3 protein-coding genes and 5 pseudogenes are annotated in these 5,292 nt (G+C 62.4%); 6 read left to right on the top strand and 2 right to left on the bottom strand.

Features of this window, described 5'->3' with window-relative positions:
* The 3 genes and pseudogenes from J7024_RS36140 to J7024_RS36130 form a co-directional block, all read left to right on the top strand.
* Positions 1 to 494 (top strand): annotated as a pseudogene (locus tag J7024_RS36140) (MFS transporter); the annotation flags it as partial.
* Between the two features lie 38 nt (positions 495 to 532).
* Positions 533 to 1,687, top strand: coding sequence for an acyl-CoA dehydrogenase family protein (locus tag J7024_RS36135; RefSeq protein WP_234745980.1), 1,155 nt, complete (start codon positions 533 to 535; stop codon positions 1,685 to 1,687).
* A 38-nt stretch (positions 1,688 to 1,725) separates the two neighbouring features.
* Positions 1,726 to 2,664: an alpha/beta hydrolase gene (locus J7024_RS36130; protein ID WP_234745979.1), complete on the top strand. Its 939-nt coding sequence runs from the start codon at positions 1,726 to 1,728 to the stop codon at positions 2,662 to 2,664.
* Between the two features lie 58 nt (positions 2,665 to 2,722).
* On the opposite strand, the pseudogene J7024_RS36125 reads toward J7024_RS36130, so the two are convergent.
* Positions 2,723 to 3,100, bottom strand: a pseudogene (locus J7024_RS36125) (PrpF domain-containing protein); the annotation flags it as partial.
* A gap of 227 nt (positions 3,101 to 3,327) precedes the next feature.
* Between J7024_RS36125 and J7024_RS37605 the strand changes: the two are divergent.
* A pseudogene (locus J7024_RS37605) lies at positions 3,328 to 3,465 on the top strand (IS110 family transposase); the annotation flags it as partial.
* A 12-nt stretch (positions 3,466 to 3,477) separates the two neighbouring features.
* Positions 3,478 to 3,681 (top strand): annotated as a pseudogene (locus tag J7024_RS36120) (integrase core domain-containing protein); the annotation flags it as partial.
* 3 nt (positions 3,682 to 3,684) lie between these two features.
* Here the strand turns inward: J7024_RS36120 and J7024_RS36115 are convergent.
* Positions 3,685 to 4,012, bottom strand: a pseudogene (locus J7024_RS36115) (hypothetical protein); the annotation flags it as partial.
* 544 nt (positions 4,013 to 4,556) lie between these two features.
* Between J7024_RS36115 and J7024_RS36110 the strand changes: the two are divergent.
* Complete coding sequence (locus tag J7024_RS36110; protein ID WP_234745978.1) at positions 4,557 to 5,204, top strand: hypothetical protein; 648 nt, start codon at positions 4,557 to 4,559, stop codon at positions 5,202 to 5,204.
* Positions 5,205 to 5,292: the final 88 nt, after the last annotated feature.

The following is a 5,292-nucleotide window of genomic DNA, read 5'->3' as shown; positions in this document are numbered from 1 at the left end:
TCCTGAAGGGCGGCGGGCGGGACGGGGCGGTGGAGGGCGGGCTGCTGTCCGGGCTGCCCTACCTGGGGGGCAGCGTCGGCATGCGGGGGATGGGCTGGGGCACGGGGGGCCGGGGGGAATGGCGCGGGCACGGCGCAGTCGCGATGCTCGCGTGCGCGGCATCGCTTGCCAGCCCGGCAAGCGTCGGCGGCACATCGCAGCTCATGATCGCGCTCTGCATCGCGGTCGCCGCGCACGCCGCGACGCTGCCCGCGTTCTGGGTGCTGCCGGGGCTCGCGCTGCCGAAACGCTCGATGGCGGTCGCGATCGCGGCGATCACGATGTCCGGCGCGATCGGCGGGTTCGCGAGCCCGTTCCTGATGGGCGTGCTCAACACGGTCACCGGTTCGATGCGCGGCGGACTCTATTTCAATGCCGCGCTGCTCGCGGCCGGCGCACTCGCATTGCTCGGCACGCTGCGCGCCCGCGCAGCGTCGCGGGCAAACGCCGGCTGACGGCGCAACCCGCTCTTCTCCCACACCGACCTATCGTCATGAATTTCGAACTCGAACTCGAACACCGGATGATCCGGGACCTCGTCGCACGTTTCGTGAAGGACGAACTGATTCCGCTCGAAGCAGCCGTCATGGCGCGCGAAGCCGACGGCCAGCACTTCGGGCTGCTCGCCGACGAACGCGCACACCTCGATGAACGCTCCCGGCAGCTCGGCCTGTGGGGACTCGATGCGCCGCTCGACGCCGGCGGCTCGGATCTGCCGGCCGTCGCGATGGTCGGCATCAACGAGGCGATCGGCACAACCGTCACCCCGTATATCCTGCCGCCCGACTCGCCGAACCTGCGGATGCTGTGCGACGCGGCCGACGATGCGCAGCGCGCGCACTATCTCGAGCCATACGCAAGCGGGGTCACGCGCGCCGCGATGGCGATCTCCGAGCCGGGCGCAGGCTCGGATCCGGGCGCGCTGTCGACGACCGCGGTGCGCGACGGAGACGACTGGGTGCTGAACGGACGGAAAATCTGGATCAGCCACGCTACCGAAGCCGACTGGACGATCGTGATGGCGCTGACCGATCGAAGCAAGGGCAAGCGGGGCGGCATGTCGGCATTCATCGTCGACCGCGGCACGCCGGGTTTCGTCATCGAACGCCGGATTCCGATGATCGGCGGGCTGTCGACCTACGAAATCGTGCTGGAGGACTGCCGCATTCCCGCTGCGCAACTGCTGGGCCGGGAAGGCGCCGGCTTCGTACCGATGCAGGCACGGCTCTCGAACCGGCGGCTGGAGATGGCCGCGTGGTGCATCGGCCGCGCCGAGCGCGCGATTGCGATGCTGTGCGACCATGCGAAACAGCGCAAGACCTTCGGCGTGCCGCTCGCGGAGCGCCAGGCGGTCCAGTGGTGGGTCGCCGACGCGCTGACGCAGATCCACGCATGCCGCCTCATGACCTACGAAGCGGCCGCGCGCGTGGACGCCGGGCAGGATGCACGCACGCAGATCTCGATGGTCAAGGTGTTCGCGACCGAGATGGCATCGAGCGTCATCGATCATGCAATGCAGGCGCTCGGCGCGATGGGCATGACGAAGGAAATGCCGTTGCAGCAGATGGCCAGCGAAGCGCGGCTGATGCGCATCTTCGAAGGCCCTACCGAGGTGCACCGCTGGGTCATCGCGCGCAGCGCGCTCTGACCACGGCGCACCGCCCACCTTCACGATGGAGCTACGCGTTGGACACCCTGCATCTCGTCGATCCTGAAATCCGCCCGCTGCTCGCGGCCTGGCCGACCGTCACGCTCAGCGCCGACAACCTCGCGCAGTCGCGCGAACGCGTGCTGCCGCTGCCACCGCCCGACCTCGCCGGCAGCACACTCGAACGCCGCACGGTGCCCGGCCCCGCCGGCGCGCCGGACGTCCCGGTCCTCGTCTATCTGCCCGAGGCCGGCGCACGCCCGCTCCCGGCGATCGTCCACATGCACGGCGGCGGCTACGTGCGCGGCGCGGCAAAGGATCTCGAGGCGGTACACCGGTTGCTCGTGACGCAGCTCGGCTGCGCGCTGATCTCGATCGACTACCGCCTCGCGCCGGAAACCGAGTTTCCCGGCGCAATCGAGGACTGCTACGCGGCGCTCGCGTGGGGCTTCCGCCACGCCGATGCACTCGGCATCGACGCGGCGCGGATCGGCGTGGCAGGCGAGAGCGCGGGCGGCGGGCTCGCCGCCGCGCTGGCGCTGCTGGCACGCGACCGCGGCGAATACCGGCTCGCGTTCCAGCACCTGATCTATCCGATGCTCGACGATCGCACCTGCACGCGCGCGCCGCATCCGCATGCCGGCGAGTTCGTCTGGCATGCGGACAACAACCGGTTCGGCTGGAGCGCGTTGCTCGGTCACGCGCCGGGCACCGACGGCGTGTCGCCGTATGCGGCCGCGGCACGCGCCACACGGCTCGACGGCCTGCCGCCCGCGTTCCTGTCGGTCGGCTCGCTCGACCTGTTCCTCGACGAAAATCTCGACTATGCGCAACGCCTGCTCCGCGCGGGCGTGCCGACCGAACTGCACGTGCTGCCCGGCGGCGTGCACGGTTTCGACATCGTGCCCGGCGCACGCGTGTCAGAAACGGCGCGTCGCCTCAGCCACGATGCACTGCGCCGGTTCCTGCACGGATGACGAAAACGACACGGGCGGCCGAAGCCGCCCGCATCTGCGCCGATACGTCCGGCAACGATCAGAACGCATCCCCCGGCACCCTCACCCAGCCCTCCATCAGCACGCGCGCACTGCGGCTCATGATCGCCTTGGTGACGGTCCACTCGCCGTTCTCGAGCTGCGCTTCCGCGCCGACGCGCAGCGTGCCCGACGGATGCCCGAAGCGCACCGCGTTGCGTTCGCCGCCGCCCGCCGCCAGGTTGACGAGCGTGCCGGGGATCGCCGCGGCGGTGCCAATCGCGACCGCCGCCATGCCCATCATCGCGTAGTGCAGCTTGCCCATCGACATCGCGCGCACCAGCAGGTCGACGTCACCCGCGTTCACGCGCTTGCCGCTCGACGCGACGTAGTCGGCCGGCTTCGCGACAAACGCGATCTTCGGCGTGTGCTGCCGCGTCGGCCTGACGCACCTGGGCTGGACCATCGCTTCCGTCTGCACTGAGCCGGTTGCTGGCGTGATCTACCTGAGTCGACGCAGCGCGGCAAAACAGGCGTTGATTGACGCGGCGTGGATGTTCATCGGCAATGCAACGGTGGTGTCGCATGTCCGGCGGGAGCGACTGACCGCGCTGAAACAGGCTGGCTTGTTATGGTCCGTGATCTACCGCGCGTGTTGCTTAGGGCACCCGCGCCTATGTCGAACGCAGGACGAAGGAAGGCATGTCCAACAAGGAAATCTACCGCTGCCTGAAGCGCTATATCGTCCGGGAGTTGTACCCGCTCATTCTGGCCGATCTGGCCGATTCGACCGCCTCCGCTTGACATAGGAGCGTCAACTCCCCGATGGAGAGGCTGTTCCGCAGCTTCAAGACCGAATGGCTACCGTCAGTGGGCTACATGTCGGCGCAGGAGGCACACCGGGACATCAGCCACTACCTGATGCACCGGTACAACTGGATACGGCCGCATCAGTTCAATGACGGACTGGCGCCGGCGGTTGCGGAAGAAAAACTTAACGCAGTGTCCGGGATTAGTTGACCACTACAGTCCCACGCCATAGACAGCGAGCAGCGCGGCGCCGAGCGCTTCCTTCCGAAACTTCGCGAGCAGGCCTGGCCCAGAGGATCACATTCACCTGGCCGGTCTCATCCTCAAGCGTCATGGACAGGACGCCATTCGCCGTGCCTGGCCGCTCTCTTACCGTGACGAGTCGAGGTCCGCAAGCGCGGGCGAGCTTTCCGCTGCGCAGCGTAGCCAGCTGCTCGACGGGCTGCAGGCGATCGAACGCAAATCGACCGCGTAGCAGCGCCACCGGATGCCGGCCGGGCGTGAAACCTATTGCACGATAGTCGGTAACGATCTCCTCTGCTCCGGAAACCGGCGGCGATGCACTCAAGTAGACCCAAAGGGTGAAGCTGGCCGAATTGTTGTTCGGGAGGCCGGAGTCATCGACACCCTTGAAATTCAAGTAAAACATTCCGATTTCTTGTGCGCTTGCTTTCAATACGCGCACGCATTCTCTACAGTTTCCAATCCGTAATATTCGGTAATGTAAATATTTCATAATATTTCATGTTAGAACATTGTCACCACCAACTCGAGCTGATAGATTGGTATGAAAAATAAATGACTAGTTCTCCGGATGTCGACCCAGCTTCCTTTTGGGGCCCCGATCAAGATCAAGCCACATCATCCACAAAAAGCAGAGTTTGTTGGCGGCAAACACTATCTGGCAAGAATTCACAAAATACAAAGCTCCGCCACCGAGCGAGATTTAAAATACTTTGAAGCGAAATAGACGGGGAATTATTGTGAAAAACCAAATAGCCCGACACGCCAACAACGCCCCTGGAAAGAGGCGATCAGCATCACTCGCAACGAGAAGAGAATGTAATGCTTCGCGCCAATCTCAAATGAAACGAATTTTCATATGCATCACCATCTTTCTTGCACAAAGTTTGTCAGTTCAGGCGAAGTGCTATGCTGACACTGATGTTGGTAATCCAGAAGGGTCGCGCATCGCAGATCAACGCGTCGAATTTGAAAAAATCCCCCTAACAAAGGGATCAGAGATCCTGGTGGGAAAGTTAGTCAATCTATTTGAAAATCCAGAAATTATTTTGGATATCGATAAATTTTCAAATTTACTCGGATTGACCTACGATCACAATATCGCATCGTTTGATACAAATTCCCAAAACTCGCAAATTAGAACCGATATATCAAGCAAGAAGTACAGTCAAATAAAAAATATCGAATATCGAATGCCGGTTGAGTCCAACTCGACACTCGGGCGAAGGGTTGTTTTGTTTGTAGGAATCAACACCGAGAATGTCTGCATCTCTCATGACCTAATTAATAGAAAATTCGGAGAGGGTAAGATCTTCATGTCATCGGACCAGTGGTGGAACGGAGAAACATCGCCACCATGGCCGATTGGCTATCGATTTCAAGAAGCCTATCAAAGTGGCGAGTATGATGTCGCGAATTCTCCGGTTGTATTGACCTATTATCCAAGCGGCTGCCTTGCCAATCTCCAAATTCAGAATAAATTGAAATAACTACGGGTAGAAAAATGACGACCATCACTGCAAACACCCCCGGGCTTTCGGCGCTTGCAAACGCAGTCGGCGGAGTGAACAGTTCTAC

Origin of the sequence: Burkholderia sp. WTPI3 (assembly GCF_021483755.1) — a bacterium.
GTDB lineage: Bacteria > Pseudomonadota > Gammaproteobacteria > Burkholderiales > Burkholderiaceae > Burkholderia.
The sequence above is the reverse complement of the archived record's forward strand: the minus strand, read 5'-3'. Positions and strand labels throughout refer to the sequence as shown.

Coding starts and splice junctions, on each gene's coding strand:
- J7024_RS36135 (WP_234745980.1), top strand. CDS start 533: ATGAATTTCGAACTCGAACTCGAACACCGGATGATCCGGGACCTCGTC.
- J7024_RS36110 (WP_234745978.1), top strand. CDS start 4,557: ATGAAACGAATTTTCATATGCATCACCATCTTTCTTGCACAAAGTTTG.